At 63.7% G+C, this 17,181-nt stretch carries 12 protein-coding genes; 9 read left to right on the top strand and 3 right to left on the bottom strand.

Annotated elements, in window-relative coordinates; genetic code table 11:
- Positions 1-32: 32 nt before the first annotated feature.
- The 3 genes from ACVWYF_RS12755 (at position 33) to ACVWYF_RS12745 (ending at position 4,948) form a co-directional block, all read left to right on the top strand.
- Positions 33-2,105, top strand: coding sequence for a M13 family metallopeptidase (locus ACVWYF_RS12755; RefSeq protein WP_457068522.1), 2,073 nt, complete (start codon positions 33-35; stop codon positions 2,103-2,105).
- Between the two features lie 153 nt (positions 2,106-2,258).
- Positions 2,259-4,361, top strand: coding sequence for a M13 family metallopeptidase (locus tag ACVWYF_RS12750; RefSeq protein WP_457068520.1), 2,103 nt, complete (start codon positions 2,259-2,261; stop codon positions 4,359-4,361).
- Positions 4,362-4,546: 185 nt separating this feature from the next.
- The gene (locus tag ACVWYF_RS12745) at positions 4,547-4,948 is read left to right on the top strand and encodes a BLUF domain-containing protein (protein ID WP_457068518.1); all 402 of its coding nucleotides are present in this window, start codon (positions 4,547-4,549) and stop codon (positions 4,946-4,948) included.
- A gap of 38 nt (positions 4,949-4,986) precedes the next feature.
- Here ACVWYF_RS12745 and ACVWYF_RS12740 read toward each other — a convergent pair whose 3' ends face one another.
- Positions 4,987-5,727, bottom strand: a complete 741-nt coding sequence (locus ACVWYF_RS12740; RefSeq protein ID WP_457068516.1) for a peptidylprolyl isomerase — start codon at positions 5,725-5,727, stop codon at positions 4,987-4,989.
- Positions 5,728-6,022: 295 nt separating this feature from the next.
- Entirely contained in the window at positions 6,023-7,228 is a 1,206-nt protein-coding gene (locus ACVWYF_RS12735; RefSeq protein WP_457068514.1) for a zinc dependent phospholipase C family protein, read from the bottom strand.
- Positions 7,229-7,366: 138 nt separating this feature from the next.
- Here ACVWYF_RS12735 and ACVWYF_RS12730 point away from each other — a divergent pair, with 138 nt between their 5' ends.
- Entirely contained in the window at positions 7,367-7,948 is a 582-nt protein-coding gene (locus ACVWYF_RS12730; RefSeq protein ID WP_457068512.1) for a hypothetical protein, read from the top strand.
- 10 nt (positions 7,949-7,958) lie between these two features.
- On the opposite strand, the gene ACVWYF_RS12725 is transcribed toward ACVWYF_RS12730, so the two are convergent.
- A complete protein-coding gene (locus ACVWYF_RS12725; protein ID WP_457068510.1) occupies positions 7,959-9,257 on the bottom strand; it encodes an amidohydrolase family protein in 1,299 nt (432 codons plus the stop codon).
- Between the two features lie 73 nt (positions 9,258-9,330).
- On the opposite strand from ACVWYF_RS12725, the gene ACVWYF_RS12720 reads away from it, so the two are divergent.
- From ACVWYF_RS12720 to ACVWYF_RS12700, 5 genes are all read left to right on the top strand, one after another.
- Entirely contained in the window at positions 9,331-9,585 is a 255-nt protein-coding gene (locus tag ACVWYF_RS12720; protein WP_457068508.1) for an acyl-CoA-binding protein, read from the top strand.
- Positions 9,586-9,696: 111 nt separating this feature from the next.
- Positions 9,697-10,737, top strand: coding sequence for a hypothetical protein (locus tag ACVWYF_RS12715; protein WP_457068506.1), 1,041 nt, complete (start codon positions 9,697-9,699; stop codon positions 10,735-10,737).
- Positions 10,738-11,025: 288 nt separating this feature from the next.
- Complete coding sequence (locus ACVWYF_RS12710) at positions 11,026-11,703, top strand: hypothetical protein (protein ID WP_457068504.1); 678 nt, start codon at positions 11,026-11,028, stop codon at positions 11,701-11,703.
- Positions 11,704-11,811: 108 nt separating this feature from the next.
- Positions 11,812-14,457 carry a hypothetical protein gene (locus tag ACVWYF_RS12705; RefSeq protein ID WP_457068502.1) on the top strand — a complete coding sequence of 882 codons (2,646 nt, stop codon included), beginning with the start codon at positions 11,812-11,814 and terminating at the stop codon, positions 14,455-14,457.
- Between the two features lie 62 nt (positions 14,458-14,519).
- Positions 14,520-17,144: a T9SS type A sorting domain-containing protein gene (locus ACVWYF_RS12700; protein WP_457068500.1), complete on the top strand. Its 2,625-nt coding sequence runs from the start codon at positions 14,520-14,522 to the stop codon at positions 17,142-17,144.
- Positions 17,145-17,181: the final 37 nt, after the last annotated feature.

The raw sequence follows: 17,181 nt of genomic DNA, 5'->3' as shown, positions 1-17,181 counted from the left end.
CGGCATCAACTCCCAACCCAACACTTCTCTTCATGTTTTCAACTTCTCTTGTGCGGCGGCTGAGTCTGGCCGCCCTCGGTCTGGGCAGCGCTGCTGCGGTAGTAGCCGCCGGCCCCCCCACCAAAACCGCCCCTACGCCTCCGCAGAAGGGCGTCGGCATTAATATCGCCAACATCGACCCATCGGTGAAGCCCTGCGAGGATTTCTTTCACTACGCTTCTGGCAACTGGCTGAAAAACAACCCGATTCCGGCCGCTGAGTCGCGCTGGGGGGCCTTCAACGAACTGGCTGACCACAACAACGCCACCCTGCGCGCCATCCTGAACGATGCCGCCAAGAATGCGCCGAAAGCTGCCAAAGGCTCTAACGCGCAGAAAGTGGGCGACTTCTACGCCTCGGCCATGGACTCGGCCGCTATTGAGGCCGCCGGCCTCAAGTACCTCCAGCCCCACCTGAACCGCATCGCGGCTATCAAGGATTTGGGTGGGATGCAGCGCTTCCTCGCCGACCCCAAGGCCCATTCGGGCAGCGTGTGGTACGGCATGGGCGTGGGCCAGGACGATAAAATCAGCTCTCAATATGCCGTGCAGATGGGCCAGGGCGGCCTCTCGCTGCCCGACCGCGACTACTACCTGAAGGACGACGCCCGCTCGAAAGCCATCCGTACGGCCTATGACACGTATCTGGTGAACACCTTCAAGATGCTCGGTGACAACGAGGCTACGGCCAAGACCAATGCCGCTACCGTGCAGCGCATCGAAACGCGCCTGGCCAAGGCCAGCAAAGGCCGCGTGGACCTGCGCGACCCCTACGCCAACTACAATAAGATGACGCTGGCTGAGGCCGACGCTGCTTACCCCAACCTGGCCCTGCCGCTCGCGCTGAAGGAAAACGGCCTGGGCGCGGCCAAAGAGGTTATCATCGGCCAGCCCGATTTCCTCAAGGAAGTGAGTGCCATGCTCAAGGAAGAGCCCATTGCCGACCAGCAGCAGTACCTGCGCTTTCACTTGGTGAGCAGTGTGGTACCGGCTTTGCCCAAGGCTTTTGGCGACGAGGCTTTCCGCTTTTCGCAGGTGCTGAGCGGGGCCAAAAAGCAGCAGCCCCGCTGGAAGCGCATGCTGGGCTCGACGGACCGCGCCCTGGGCGAGGCTTTCGGCCAGCTGTACGTGGACAAGGCTTTTTCGCCCGCTGCCAAGGCTCGTGCCAAGCAGATGATTGAGAACCTGCGCGTGGCCTACGGCGAGCGCATCAAGGCCACCGACTGGATGAGCGCCGCCACCAAAACGGAGGCCCTGAAAAAGCTCAACGCCTTCACGGTGAAAATTGGCTACCCGGATAAGTGGAAAGACTATTCGGCCCTGACCATCTCGCGCGAGTCGTACCTGAACAACATCCTGGCCGCCCGGGAGTGGGCCAGCAAGGACGAAATCAGCCACTTCGGCAAGCCGATTGACCGCAACGAGTGGGGCATGACCCCGCCCACGGTGAACGCTTACTACAACCCGCCGATGAACGAGATTGTGTTCCCGGCCGGCATTCTGCAGCCCCCGTTCTACGACCCCAAGGCCGATGACGCGGTGAACTACGGCGGCATCGGGGCCGTGATTGGCCACGAAATGACCCACGGCTTCGACGACCAGGGCCGGCAGTACAACTCCGAAGGCAACCTGAAAGACTGGTGGACCAAGGAGGATGCCGACAAGTTCAACGCCAAAGCCGCCATCGTGGGCAAGCAGTACGATGCCTTCTCGCCGCTGGATTCGGTGCATGTGAACGGCAAGCTGACCATGGGCGAAAACCTCGCCGACCTCGGCGGTCTGACTATTGCTTATCAGGCGTTTGAGAAAACCCCGCAGGCCAAGGCCCAAACCAAAATCGACGGCTTCACGCCGGAGCAGCGCTTCTTTCTGGCTTACGCCCAAATCTGGCGTACCAACGTGCGGCCCGAGTACATCCGCCAGCAGGTGCAGGTCGACCCGCACTCGCCGGCCCAGTACCGCACCAACGGCCCGCTGATGAACATGCCCGAGTTCTACAAAGCCTTCGGCTGCCAGGACGGCAACAAGATGATGCGCGCCTCGGCCGACCGGTCCAAAATCTGGTAGGTCCGGCGGAGTAGCACAATGCTGAAAGGAAGAATGGGAGAGCGACGTCAAATGGTCACTCTTTCATTCTTCCTTTTTATTTGTTGTGCTTTTTATCAGTAAAAAGCCTTCCTAAATTGCAGGTCAATAACAGTTTCCCCTTTTCCTTGTCATATGTCTAAATCATTTTTTGCCGGCCGCGTGGCGCTTTCGGCGGCGGTGCTGAGTCTGGCCGCCGGCGCGGCGCAGGCCCAGACCAAAATCAAAACCAAGTCGGACACCGATGGCAAGCACAAGACCACCGTGCCGGCTAACGTGGGCCAGATGGGTACCGGCATCTCGCTGGCGAATATGGACAAGTCGGTGTCGCCCTGCGACAACTTCTTCCAGTTTGCCTCGGGTACCTGGCTGAAAAACAACCCCATTCCGGCTGCCGAAACCCGCTGGGGCGCGTTCAACGAGCTGGCTGACCGCAACCAGGCCATTGAGCGCCGCATTCTGGAGAAAGCCGCCAACGACCGCATGGCCAAGCCCGGCACCAACCTCCAGAAGGTGGGCGATTTCTACGCCGCCGCCATGGATTCGATGGGCATCGAAAAAGCCGGCCTGAAGTATTTGCAGCCGCGCCTGAGCCAGATTGCCGCCATCAACGACCTGCCCACCATGCAGCACTACCTGGCCGACCCGCGCTCGTTCGGGACCGGCTGGTACGGCTTCGGTGTGGCCCAGGACAGCAAGAACAGCACACAATACGCCGTGCGGATGGGCCAGGGCGGCCTTACGCTGCCCGACCGCGACTACTACTTGAAGGATGATGCCCGTTCGAAAGCCATTCGCACGGCCTACCAGACCTATCAGGTGAACGTGTTTAAGATGCTGGGCGACGACCAGGCCACGGCCGAGAAAAACGCCGCTGCCGTTACGCGCATCGAAACGCGCCTCGCCAAAACCAGCCGCAGCCGCGTGGCGCTGCGCGAACGCGAAAAAAACTACAACAAGATGACGGTGGCCCAGGCTTCGGCCGACTACCCGAACCTGAACATTCCGCTGCTGCTCAAGGACAGCGGGCTGAACAACGTGCAGGATATCATTGTGGGCCAGCCTGAGTTCCTGAAAGAAGTGAGCACCATGTTCAAGGAAGAGCCCCTGGCCGACCAGAAGCAGTACTTGCGCTGGCACCTGGTGAGCGGCGTGACCTCGGCTCTGCCCAAGGCTTACGGCGACGAGGCTTTCCATTTCTCGCAGGTGCTGAGCGGGGCCAAGCAGCAGCAGCCCCGCTGGAAGCGCGCCTTGCGTGCCACCGATGGCGCGCTGGGCGAAGCCTTCGGCCAGCTCTACGTAGATGAGGCCTTCAGCCCCGCCGCCAAGGCCCGCGCCAAGGTGATGGTGGAAAACCTGCGCGCTGCCTACGCCGAACGCATTCAGGCCACCGAGTGGATGAGCGCCGAAACCAAAGCCGAGGCTCTGAAAAAACTCAACGCCTTCGCCGTAAAAATTGGCTACCCCGACAAGTGGAAAGACTATTCGGCCCTAAAAATCTCGCGCGAGAGCGCGCTGAACAACCTGTTTGCTACGGCCGAATGGGGCTCAAAAGATAACCTGGGCAAGTTCGGCAAGCCCATTGACCGCGGCGAGTGGGGCATGACCCCGCCCACGGTGAACGCCTACTACAACTCAAGCATGAATGAGATTGTGTTCCCGGCCGGCATTCTGCAGCCCCCGTTCTACGACCCCAAGGCCGATGACGCGGTGAACTACGGCGGCATCGGGGCCGTGATTGGCCACGAAATGACCCACGGCTTTGATGACCAGGGCCGCAAGTCGGACGCCAGCGGCAACCTGCGCGACTGGTGGACCAAGGAAGACGGCGAGAAATTTATGGCCAAAGCCGCCGTGGTGGGCAAGCAGTTCGACGCGTTCTCGCCCATGGATTCGGTGCATGTGAACGGCAACCTGACGATGGGCGAAAACCTGGCCGACCTCGGGGGCCTTACCATCGCGCACCAGGCGTTCCAGAAAACGGCGCAGGCCAAGGCCGGTAAGTCGATTGATGGCTTCACGCCGGAGCAGCGCTTCTTCTTGGGCTACGCCCAAATCTGGCGCTCGAACCAGCGCCCGGAAGCCATGCGCCAGCAAATTCAGACCGACCCGCACTCGCCCGGCCAGTACCGCACCAACGGCCCACTGCAGAACATGCCGGAGTTTCACCAGGCTTTTGGCTGCAAGGATGGCGACAACATGGTGCGCCCCGCCGCCGACCGCGCCAAAATCTGGTAAGCTGTTTGCTTAGGGTTATTTGAATCACGCACGGAAAATTGTTTCCGCGCCCGATACGAGAAGGTCCGCTCCCCCTGGGGGCGGGCCTTTTTAATGGCCCCAGGCCCGGAATCCTATGGTTGAGGTTGCAGGACTTTGCGTAAAATTCTAGCTTTGGAGTCCGTACTATCGTTCAGGCTCTAGTTATGCACCACATTGTTTATTCCAGCACTGCCAACATTGGCCTCACCGAAGCCGCCTTGCAGCAGCAGTTGGGCCACTGGCGCAGCACCAACGCCAGCCTCAACATCACCGGCCTGCTGCTGTTCAGCACCGAGGGCAACATCATGCAGGTGCTGGAGGGCGATGCCACGCTGGTACACCAGCTCTTCGCTGTAATTGCCGCCGATGTCCGGCACCGCAACGTGCTGAAACTGTCCGACGGCCCCGTGCCCGGCCGGGCCTTTGCCGACTGGTCGATGCGGTTTCGCAGCATTGGCCCGGCCGATTTCTCGCGCCTCACGCCCCGCCCCGATGCCACGCCGGAGCACATCCGCAACCTCGTGCTGCTGCTTGAGGCCTTCATGGTGGAGGAGCCGCTGGGTTAGGGGTGCAAGAAGGGGTAGTGCGAAGCGCCGCTTCGTACCTACTTCACTTCCACTTTCATGGTGATGTCTTGTACCGGCCACTTATCGGATTCCACGGGCTCGTTGGAAATCTTGTCCACCACGTCCTGACCTTCGATTACTTCGCCGAAAACCGTGTACTGGCCATCGAGGGAAGGCACGCCGCCCGTGGTGGCATAGGCCTGCACCTGCGCGGGCGTGAGCTTGCGGCCGGCCATGGCCTGCGACTGGAAGGGGGCCATCTTTTCACCCACCACGAAGTAGAAATCGGTGTTGGAGGACAGGCGGCCGGGGTTCTGCTCGTCGTCGTAGCGAGCCATGCCGAGGGCCCCTTTGTGGTGGAAGTGCCCGGGCCGGATTTCGGGCGGCAGGCGGTAGCGCTTCAGCCGGATGGTGCGGGCGTTGTAGGTCTGGCCGCCCTGCACGGCGAAATTCTGCACCACGCGGTTGAACATGGTTTCATCGAACACCCCTTTGCGGGCCAGCAGCAGGAAATTGGCCCGGTGGATGGGCGTGTCATCATAGAGCCGCACCCGGATGTTGCCCAGGCGCGTCTTAATCAGCACTTCGGAGCCGGGATATTGCTTGCCGTAGGCCAGCAGCGCGGCCGGGGCGGCGCTGTCGGTGAGGGTGGCCAGGTCGGGGCCGGGCACCACGGGCCTGGTAGTGGCGGGCGCAGTGGCCGGCGGGGCCTGGTTGCAGGCAGCCAGCAGGCTCAGGCAGAGCAGTAGGCAGCTGGCAGAAGAAACGGATATACGCATAGCGGTAGGGCCGAAAAGTGAGCCAAGGTAAGACGGTGCGCCGGCCCCGCCGGTTGAGTGCCGGCCCCAAAAAGCCCGCGCTGCGGGGCCTTGTCCTTCCCCAAATCTGCGGTCGTTGCTCCGGTCTGACTGCCCTAGGCGGTCTGACCGGTTGTCGTGCGGTCAAAAGCGGTGGTGCTTTAACCAGTCAGACCAGACCGTTAAGCAGCCGTCAGACGGTAGCCAAATAGTTTTGGGGTAAAGCCAAGGCTGCGGGGCGCGGGCTGCTGGTGGGGGCACTAATCCTTCGATGGGCTTACCAGGATAGGGTGCCGGCTTTCTGCTTGGTTTTGTCGCTGCCGGCCTTGGTTTTTACCTTCACTTTTACCTTGTCTATGGGCGCGGCGGGCGGTGTGGCGGCGGTGGCCGGTGCCGGGGCAGCAGGTGCAGCGGCGGGTTCGGGAGCTTCGGCGGGCGGCTCGGCCATGTCCTTGGCCGATTTAATTTCGTCCACGGTTTCCACCTTTTTCACCTTCTGCTGGGCCAGCAGGAGTTGGTCCTGGGCCAGGGTGTTCTTTTTCCAGGCCGAAACTTCGGTGTTCAGCTTCTCTTTTTCGTCCTTGGTGGGCTTGTTGGGCGTCATCATGCCGCTGAGGTCGGGCTTGCCGGCATCCTGCCAGGCCGTGAGCCAGAGCGACGACACCATGGTGGTGGCCTCTTTGAGGCGGTTATCGACCATGCCGCCCACTTCTTTTTCGTACTCGGCCGCGAAGGCGTCGGAGTAGCGGCGGCTGGTTTTGCCGTACCTGTGCGAAAACGTGAAGCGCACGTCGGGCTTCATCACTTTCTCAATTTTACTGGCCCGGTCAAAGGTTTCGCCCAGGAAGCCGTAGCTGTGCTGCAGCGTGGTCCAGACGGCGTCTTGCGGGTCTTTGATGTACTTGGCGTTCTCGGCGGTGAGGTTGTAGTCGTTGATGTACTTCTCGGGCAGCTGGCTTTCCCAGAGGCTGTGCAGGCCCTTCTGGTCGGTGAGCTGGCCGTCGTAGTTGATGGTGGTGTGCAGCGGCACAAACGAGTCGCCCACGTAGTGGCTCAGCTCGGCCGAGTACTTCACGATGTTCAGCGTGTCGCGCTGGCGGAAAGCCTCGGTCAGGTTGTTTTTCATCTCCAGAATCACCCACGGCACGGTGCCGTACTTCTTAAGTGTATCGGCCGAGAACTTGGCCACGGCCTCATCGTATTGGTGCGGCATCTTCGCGAAAGGGTTGCTTTCGGAGTAATGGTCCATGTCGATGAAGTGCTTGGGGGCCTCGGTGGGGTCGTCGTTGCGGCGCTCGTCGGGGGCCGTGCTCAGGCGCACGATTTCGGCCATGTTGCGGAAATAGAACCCCTGCATGGTGGACGGTAGCTCGTACACGGCAATCTGCGTGATGGTCCGGTGGCCGAAAAAGCCCCAGCCGCTCGCGGTGCCGTGGGCCAGGATGAGGGCCGCGAGCAGCAGCGGCAACAACGTTTTTTTCATAGATGCAGGAATGAATAGGGGCGAAGGACAGTTCCCCTGGCCAAAGTTCGGCACTGGCCGCCACATTCAGAAGTCCCGGTGCCGGGCCATGCCATCGGGGTGGGAGCGGCCCGTACCTTCACGGTTCAAATCACTGATATGAAGTTCGCACGTTGCTCTTTCTGGGCGTTGTTGAGTTTACTGGCCGGCCCGGTGGCTGCCCAGATATTCACCATCCCGCCGGGGGCCTACCGCACGGCGGCGGCCTACCACCGCAAGCAGCCCCAGCCCGCCGGCCTCGATGCCTTTTACCCCGACAAGCGCGGCCAGCTTGTGGTAGTGGTGCCGCGTGGCCCCAAAACCACGAAGTTGCGCGTGGCCCCCGACAGCGTGTGGGGCTACGTGTCGGGCAAGGGCCGCACGTCCCGCCTGTTTCGCAACGAAGAATACCGCCTCGAACACGCCGACACGCTGTGCGTGTACACCCAGAACTCCACCACCGTGAACGCGGCGCTGGGCGGCACCAGCGGCGCGGGCACGCGCTATTTCTTCAGCCGGGGCCTCAACGGACTGGTTTTTCCCCTCACCACGCGCTACCTGCGCGAAGCCTACGAAGCCGGCAACCCCGGCTTCATTGCCGCCATCGGCAAGCTGCGCCTCGACCAGAGCCTGGTGGATTTCGACCGCAAAACCGGCCTGTTCCGCGTGACCACGCTGTACCGGGACGCGGCCGGCAAATAGCGCCGTCCGGCTATTCCTGCCGGTAGGCCACGCCGGCTTTCATCACGAATTTGGGCCGCATCAGGGCCGAAATATCCTGTAGCGGGTCGCCGTCGAGGGCCACGATGTCGGCCATTTTGCCGGCTTCGATGGCCCCGAGGTCGGTGGTTTCGCCCAGCAGCTCAGCGGCGTTGAGGGTGGCCGTGCGGATGGCGTCGAGCGGGCTCATGCCAGCCTCCGTCATGTAGCCGAACTCCTTGGCGTTCTGGCCGTGGCGGTACACGCCCGCATCGGTGCCAAACGCCACCCGTACGCCACCCTTGATGGCGCGGGCAAAGGTGCCCTGCATCTTGGTGCCCACGTTCAGGGCCTTGGCGGCGATGACGGGCGGGAAGTAGCCGGGGTGTGTGCGGGTGGTGTCGGCCACCGACTTGCCGGCGATGAGCGTGGGCACGTACCAGGTCCGGCTTTTGGCCATGAGCTGGATGGCCTCGTCGTCCATCAGCGAGCCGTGGTCGATGCTGGTTACGCCGGCCCGCACGGCCCGCTTGATGCCCTCGGCCCCGTGGGCGTGGCAGGCCACGCGCATGCCCAAATCCTTGGCCGTTTCCACCACGGCGCGGATTTCTTCTTCGGTATACTGCGCGCCGGTGCCGTCCTTGCTCAGGTCGAGCACGCCGCCGGTGCTGGCAATCTTGATGAGGTCGGCCCCGCGCTTGAACTGCTCGCGCACGGCCTGGCGGCACTGGTCGGGGCCGTTGGCGAGGTAGATGGGGTGGCCGGCCTTGGTAAGCTGGTCCTCGTTGAGGCCGTCGGTTTCGTCCATGTGCCCGCCGGTGGCCGAGATGGCCATGCCCGCCGAGAAGATGCGCGGCCCCGGCACCAGGCCCTGCGCCACGGCGTTGCGCAGGCTGGTGTTCACGCCCGAGCCGCCGCAGTCGCGCACCGTGGTGAAGCCGGCCCGCAGCGTGGTAAGGGCATAGCCTTGGGCGCGGTAGGCCACGTCGGCGGGGTTGAGGGTGAACTGCTCGCGGAAATTGTTGCGGCTCGACTCCGATTCGAGGTGAACGTGGCAGTCGATGAGGCCGGGCAGCACGGTGCGGTTTTCGAGGTTGATGACCTTATCCTGGGGGCCGCTGGCGGTGGTGTAGCCGCTTTGCACGGCCGTAATCCGGTCGCGCTCAACCACGATGGTTTGCTGGGCCAGCAGCTTGCCGCTGCGCACGTCCAGCAGGTGGCCGCAGTGCAGGTAGGTTTTCTGGGCGAAAGCGGCGGGAGCGGCCAGCAAAAACACGGCCGTGGCCAGAGCGGGAATAGATTTGCGCGTCATACGTTTGTGTGAATGAGCCGCCAAGGTACAACGGCGCGTTCCGGTTAAACCCACAGCATTTCTCCCTTTTATTATGACCACGCAAGAAGAATTTGACGCGGCCAGCCAGCGCGCCCAGCAGCTGCCCGGCAAGCCCAGCAACATGGTGCTGCTCCAGCTTTACGCCCTCTACAAGCAGGCCACCGACGGCGACATTTCCGGCACCCGCCCCGGCGGCTTCGACTTCAAAGCCATTGCCAAGTTCGACGCCTGGAACGGCCTGAAGGGCCTCAGCCAGGAAGCCGCCCGCCAGCAATACGTGGAGCTGGTAGCGGAATTGGCGGGGTAGGGGCTTTGGGATATCCAAGCCAACAGAACGTCATGCTGAGCGCAGCTCAGCATGACGTTCTCTGTTTCAGTCCAAGGTTCTTTTTCTTCCTGCTACCATCCAGCCTGCCACATGGACATCTCCCGCAAAAAGCCGCCGTACCCCATCACGCCGGCCCTGCGCCAGTACCTGCGCGCCTACGACCGTGAAACCCTGCTGCCCGTGACCTACGCCGACTTGCGGCAGTTCACGGGCTCGTTTCCGCTGCTGGACCGCACGGGGAAGGACACGCTCTGGCAAACCGTGTATTTCGAGCCGCAGATGCTGCGCGAGCTCGGCCAGGGGCTCACGGAGGTGTACGCGCTGCTGAAAACGGCCGGCGACCTGTCCTTCTCCGAGCACCTCGTGGCCGACCGCATCGACTACTGCGAGTTCGGCAACTCGCGGCCGTTCCGGGTCCGCATCGTGAACCAGCTCAACGACAACTACGACTACTTCTACGTGAAGCAGGCCGACGCCTCGCGCCTCTACGGCCTGGAGCTGGAGCATTTGCTCTCGCCCAACTCGATGAACTTCCTGGTAAGCGGCGACACGCTCATTGAGGAACACATCGTGGGCATTCCCGGCGATGACTTTATCCGGCAGCGCCTCAACTTGCCCCACCTCAACCAAGTGCGCCTGGCCAAGGAGTTTGTGAAGTTCAACGAGCGCTGCTTCGTGCGGCTGCTGGGCGATATGCGGGCCTATAATTACGTCATCGCCGTGACACCCGACTTCGAGAACGAGCAGTACCGGGTGAAGGCCATCGACTTCGACCAGCAGAGCTACGAGGGCCGCCGGGCCATGTACCTGCCCCAGTTTTTCAAGGACAACGCGGCCGTGGTGGCCATGTGCGCCCGCCACCTCAAGCCCGAAGCCATCCGGCAGTACCAGACCGAGGAGCGCGCCCTGATGGCCCGCCGCGCCCGCGCCGAGCGCCACCGCCTGCGCGACCTGCTGGAGGCCATGCGCCGCCACGACCTGGCCCCGCCCGAAAAAGTGGCCCAGCTCAAGGCCGAGCTCAACCGCTACCACCACACCGACGCCTTCGATGCCTGCGATTCGATGGGCGACATCGTGCGCCAGAACCTGTGGCAGATGCTGGGCGGCAGCATCCGGCCGGCGGGCGGATAGGGGAGCGGGTAAAGTGCGGTTTTTTTAAGTAGTATTGACCTAACAAACGGCTACGCGGCGGGCATCCCACAGTGCTCGCTACGAATAAAATCCTACTCGCGGTGGAGAAAATCCTACCGAGCGGACAGAAATTGCCGATGGCCTAAAGGAAAGCCTACTCGGACCGAAGGAAATCCTAATCAGGCTGTGTTAAATCCTGATTGGTATCGGTTAAATCCTGCTTTGGGGGTAGGAATCGGTGCTCGGCAGGCAGAAATGGCTTCTATCACCTTTTAACCCCTTTTTCGGATGACCGACGACCAGATTAATTTCCAGACCATGGCCCTGGCGGTGCGCCAGCTGCTGGCCGATGCCCGGCCGCAATGGGCACCGCTGTATGCGAAGATGCTGCCCGATTTCGTGGCCCTCGATTCGGCCTTGGGGGCGGTGGGTACGCAGGCGCAGGCGCTGGCCAGCGGCGGCAGCACCGGCTACACCGACGCCAAGGACCTGGCTGAAATTGCCATGCTGGACGCGGCCATGCCCGTTTTGCGGGGCGTGAAGGCCTTGCAGCTCGATGCGCCCGACCCGGTGCTGGCCCCGCTGGCGGCCCACACCCGCACCACCCTCGACCACCTGCGGGGCCAGCCCCAGGTGGATGCCCTGCGCGAGCTGGCCAGGCAGGCCCAGGCCCACGCCAAGGCGCTGGAAGAAGAGCGGGTGACGGCTGCGCAGCTAAAGTCCTTCACGGACAAAACAGCGGCATTTGCGTTGCTGCTGGGTGCGCCGCGCCAAGCTTCCACGGCCGGCTCGGTGCTGCGCGAACAGTCGGTGGCCTCGCTGGGGGCGGCCCGCAAGGCCCTGAAACGCCTCGACGTGCGGGTGCCCAACCTGGTAGACGACCTGCCCGAGCTGGTGGCGCAGTACAAGAAAGCCCGCATCATCGTGGATGCCGGGCATGGGCCGAAGGACGCTACGGCCAAGTAAGCCCGGCTGGGCGGATAGCAACGCCCCTGGCCCCGTGGTCGGGGGCGTTGCTATCGGGGCCGCGTATCTTTCCCATTCATTTTAATTCCTTTTCACTTGTTGTCACCGATGAAGAAAAATCTACTGCCCGCGCTGCTTTCGCTGCTGATGGTACTGGGCCTGGCCGGCCCGGTCCGCGCCGCCACCCCACCGCCCACTACCGGCCGCCCCCTAGCCGAAGCCCTCAACCCGGACGGTACGTTGAAAGCGGGCCTGAATGGCTCCTTTGATGCCCGCGCGTTTCGGATGCGGACCGCGCCCGATGGGCGGCCGGTGTTCCGGCCGGCGGGTACGGCCGGGGCCGGCGATGAGCGGTGGACGGACGGGTTTGGATTGGCGGGTGCTGATAAATCAGTAGCAACACTGGTACGGTCGGGAACGGACGTTTACGTTGGGGGCGGCTTCGGTGCAGTTGGTAACATTAAGGCCAACGGCGTGGCTAAGTGGAACGGTACGGCTTGGAGCAGCTTGGGGGTGGGTACCGCCAACGGAGTGAACGGCACTGTTTATGCGCTGGCAGTGGCCGGCAACGGAGATGTGTACGCGGGCGGCGACTTCTCGCAAGCCGGCGGGGCGGCGGCCAACCGGGTGGCTCGCTGGAACGGTACAGCCTGGAGCAGCTTGGGCACGGGTACCGCCAACGGGGTGGGCATGGCGGGCAACGCGGTCTACGCGCTGGCGGTGGCCGGCAACGGAGACGTGTATGCGGGCGGACTTTTCCAGCAAGCTGGCGGGGCCACGGCCAATCATGTAGCCCGCTGGAATGGCACGGCCTGGAGCAGTCTGGGTACGGGAACTGCCAACGGGTTGAACGACCGTGTCATGGCGCTGGTGGTGGCCGGCAACGGGGACGTGTATGTGGGCGGATTTTTCACATTCATTAATAGCGGCGGGCAAGCCAACCGGGTGGCTCGCTGGGACGGCACGGCTTGGAATAGTCTGGGCACGGGCATCACCAACGGGGTAGGTGACCGTGTCCAGGCGCTGGCGGTGGCTGGCAACGGGGACGTGTACGTGGGCGGAAACTTCTCTTACGCTGGCGGGGTGGTGGCTAGCCGGGTGGCTAAGTGGAACGGCACGGCTTGGAGTGGCCTGGGCACGGGCACGAGCAACGTGTTGAACGGCCCCGTCAATGCATTGGCACTGGCTGGCAACGGAGACATATACGCGGGTGGAGAATTCTCGCAAGCCAGCGGGGCGGCGGCCAACCGGGTGGCTCGCTGGAACGGCACGGCTTGGAGCAGCCTGAGCACGGGCACGGGCAACGGGGTGAACGACGTTGTCAAAGCGCTGGCGGTGGCCGGCAACGGCGATGTGTACGCGGGCGGACTTTTTCAGCAAGCTGGCGGGGCGGCGGCCGATTACGTAGCCAAGTGGAGCGGCACAGCCTGGAGCAGTCTGGGCACGGGTAACGGGCTAAACTTCCCTGTCCAGGCGCTGGCGGTAGCCGACAATGGGGACGTGTATGTGGGCGGCGACTTCACGCAGGCCGGCGGGGCGGCGGCCAACTACATAGCCAGGTGGAACGGCACGGCTTGGAGCAGCCTGGGCACGGGCACCGCCAACGGGGTGAGTGGCCGTATCCGTGCGCTGGCAGTAGCCGGCAATGGGGACGTGTATGCGGGCGGACAGTTCACGCAGGCCGGCGGGGCGGCGGCCAACTGCATAGCTAGGTGGGACGGCACGGCCTGGAGCAGCCTGGGCACGGGTACGGACAACGGGGTAAGTGGCTCCCAATCTGTAACAGCTGTCACGGCGCTGGCGGTGGCCGGCAACGGAGACGTGTATGTGGGCGGCGACTTCACGCAGGCCGGCGGGGCGGCGGCCAACTACATAGCCAAGTGGAACGGCACGGCCTGGAGTAGCCTGGGCACAGGTACGGGCGGGCGGGGTGGCTCGCTCGCAGCTGTTAAGGCGCTGGCGGTAGCTGGTAACGGGGACGTGTACGTGGGCGGAGGCTTCACGCAGGCCGGCGGAGTGGCGGCCAACTACATAGCCAAGTGGGACGGTACGGCCTGGAGTAGCCTAGGCACGGGTACGGACAACACTGTCATGGCGCTGGCAGTGGCCGGCAACGGAGACGTGTACGCGGGCGTAAGCTTCATCCAGACTGCCGGGGCATCGGTCGACTATGTAGCTAAGTGGAACGGTACGGCCTGGAGCAGTCTGGGCACGGGCCTCATCAACGGGGCGAGCGGCCGTGTCTATGCCCTGGCAATGGCCGGCAATGGGGACGTTTACGCGGGCGGCTATTTCACGCAGTTAGGCGGGGTGGCGGCCAACAACGTGGCCAAATGGAACGGCACAGCTTGGAGCGGTTTGGGCACAGGCACCAATGGATTTATATATGCACTGGCCACCGGGCCAACTGGCAAGCTCTACGCTGGTGGGTTTTTCACCGCCACCGGCGATGGCAGCAAGCTCATGGCCCGCTTCGGTATCTACGACCCCAACGCCCCGCTTGCCACCACGGCCGCAGCCCGCACCACACCCGCCGCGCTCTTTCCTAACCCAGCCCACGGCACGGCCACGCTGCGCTTGCCCGCCGGTGCGCCCCGCCAGCCCCTGACCCTGACCGATGCACTGGGCCGCACCGTACGCCGCTACCCCGCCCCGGCGGCTGGCTCCGATGCCGAGTTGGACCTGCGCGGTCTGCACGCCGGCACCTACGTGGTGCGTTGCGGCATCATCAGCCAGCGTCTGGTGGTGGAGTAGGGGCAGTGTGTTTTTATCGCTCCTTATTTACCGCTTTTCCTTCCATTTTTTCCACATTACCGATGAAAAATAACCTGCTGCATTCGCTGCTGGCGCTACTTCTGTTGCTGGGCCTGTGCGGCCCGGCCCGCGCCGTTACCCCGCCGCCCGCCCCCGGCCGCTCCTTGGCCGAAGCCCTGAACCCCAACGGCACCCTGAAAACCGGCCTGAATGGCTCGTTCGATGCCCGCGCCTTTCGGATGGGGACTGCGCCGGATGGGCGGCCGGTGTTCCGGCCGGCCGGCGTGGCCGGGGCGGGGGATGAGCGGTGGGCCGATGGGTTTGGGCTGCCGAATGGTGTGGACAGGCCGGTATCCGTAGTGGTGCAGGCCGGAGCCAATACCTACGTTGGAGGAGATTTCTCGATAGCCGGCGACGTAGCAGCCATCCGGGTGGCCAAATGGAACGGCACGGCGTGGAGCAGCCTGGGCACGGGCTCCGCCAATGGCGTGAACGGGACGGTCAAAACGATGGCCGTGACTAGTACCGGGGAAGTGTACGTAGGTGGCGTCTTCACACAAGCGGGCGGCTTGCTGGCTAACCGGGTGGCCAAATGGAACGGCACGGCGTGGAGCAGCTTGGGCACGGGCTCCGCCAACGGCGTAAACTTTACCGTGAACGCGCTGGCTGTGGCCAGTAGCGGGGACGTATACGTGGGCGGTGAATTTACCCAGGCGGGTGGGGTGCCGGCCGGCCGGGTAGCCAAATGGAACGGCACGGCGTGGAGCAGCCTAGACACGGGGTCCGCCAACGGCGTGAACGGGACGGTCAAAACGCTGGCCGTGGCTGGCAACGGGGAAGTGTACGTAGGGGGCTACTTTAACCTGGCTGGCGGAGCAATAGCCAACTGCGTGGCCAAATGGAACGGCACGGCGTGGAGCAGCCTGAGCACCGGTACCGCCAACGGCGTGAATGGCTACGTGAACGCACTGGCCGTAGCCAGCACCGGCGAGGTGTACGCCGGTGGTGAATTCAACCAAGCCGGTGGGGTGCGGGCCAACTTTGTAGCCAAATGGGATGGCACGGCCTGGAGCAGCTTGGGCACCGGCAATGCCAATGGCATGAACGGTCCTGTCTTTGTTCTTGCCGTGGCAAGTAGTGGAGAGGTGTACCTAAGCGGCGGGTTCAACTCCGCCGGCGCGACGTATGCCAACTCTATAGCCAAATGGAACGGGACATCCTGGAGCGGGGTAGGCAATGGCTTGGCTGGTGCCGCCAATGGGCTGGCCGTAGCCAGCACGGGCGAGGTGTATGCCGGGGGTGTCTTTACCCAGGCCGGCGGGATGCCGGCCAGTTGCGTGGCCAAATGGAACGGCACGGCGTGGAGCAGCTTGGGCACCGGTACCGCCAACGGCGTGAGCGGGGTTGTCAGCGCGGTGGCCGTAGCCAGTACGGGCGAGGTATATGTGGGCGGCTCTTTCATCCGGGTGGGCGGAGTGCCGGCCAATTACGTGGCCAAATGGAACGGCACGGCGTGGAGCAGCCTGGGTACGGGTACTGCCAACGGCGTGAGCGGGCCTGTCAGCGCGGTGGCCGTAGCCAGCACGGGCGAGGTATATGTGGGCGGCGACTTCACCCAGGCGGGCGGGGTGCTGGCTACCAGAGTGGCCAAATGGAACGGGGCCAACTGGAGCAGCCTGGGCACGGGCTTCGACCTGGTGAGCACCATCAACGCAGTGGCCGTAGCCAGCACGGGCGAAGTGTACGTGGGCGGTGATTTCGCCCAGGCGGGTGGGGTGCCGGCCAGCCGGGTGGCCAAATGGAACGGCACGGCGTGGAGCAGCCTGGGCACGGGCTCAGCCAATGGCGTGAACGGTACCGTGAAGGCTCTGGCGGTTGCCGGTAGTGGGGAGGTGTATGCGGGCGGTGTCTTTACTCAGGCCGGCGGGGTGCCGGCCAACTTTGTAGCCAAATGGAATGGTACGGCCTGGAGTAGCCTGGGCACGGGCGTGGATGTCGCCGTCAACGCGCGTTCCGTCAACGCGGTGGCCGTGGCGAGCACGGGCGAGGTGTACGTGGGCGGCGACTTCACCCGGGCGGGCGGAGTATCGGCCAACTACGTGGCCAAATGGGACGGCACGGCGTGGAGCAGCCTGGGCACGGGCAATACCAATGGCGCGCCCTATGCCGTTATGTCCTTGGCTGTGGCGAGCACGGGGGAAGTATACGCAGGTACCAGCCTCTACTATGGTTCTGGTGGCAGGGTAGAGCTTTACTCTTTAGCCAAATGGAACGGCACGGCGTGGAGCAGCCTGGGCACCGGGTTAAACAAAATGGCCTTCAGCATAGCCTGCGGCCCCACCGGCCAAGTTTACGTGGGTGGCGACTTTGCCACCACCGGCGACGGCAGCAAAGTTACTTTCCACTTCGGCATCTACGACCCCAATGCCATGCTAGCTACTACCGCCGCCCGCGCCGCCCCCGCCGCGCAGCTCTTTCCCAACCCGGCGCACGGCACGGCCACCCTGCGCCTGCCCGCCGGTGCGCCCCGCCAGCCCCTGACCCTAACCGATGCGCTGGGCCGCACCGTGCGCCGCTACCCCGCCCCGGCGGCTGGCTCCGATGCCGAGCTGGACCTGCGCGGCCTGCCCGCCGGGGTGTATGTGGTGCGTTGCGGCAGCATCAGCCAGCGTCTGGTGGTGGAGTAGGGAAAGATTCATCTAAAGCCGAAAAAGCCCGCTGGCC

The organism is Hymenobacter sp. UYAg731 (assembly GCF_054061335.1).
The sequence above is the reverse complement of the archived record's forward strand: the minus strand, read 5'-3'. Positions and strand labels throughout refer to the sequence as shown.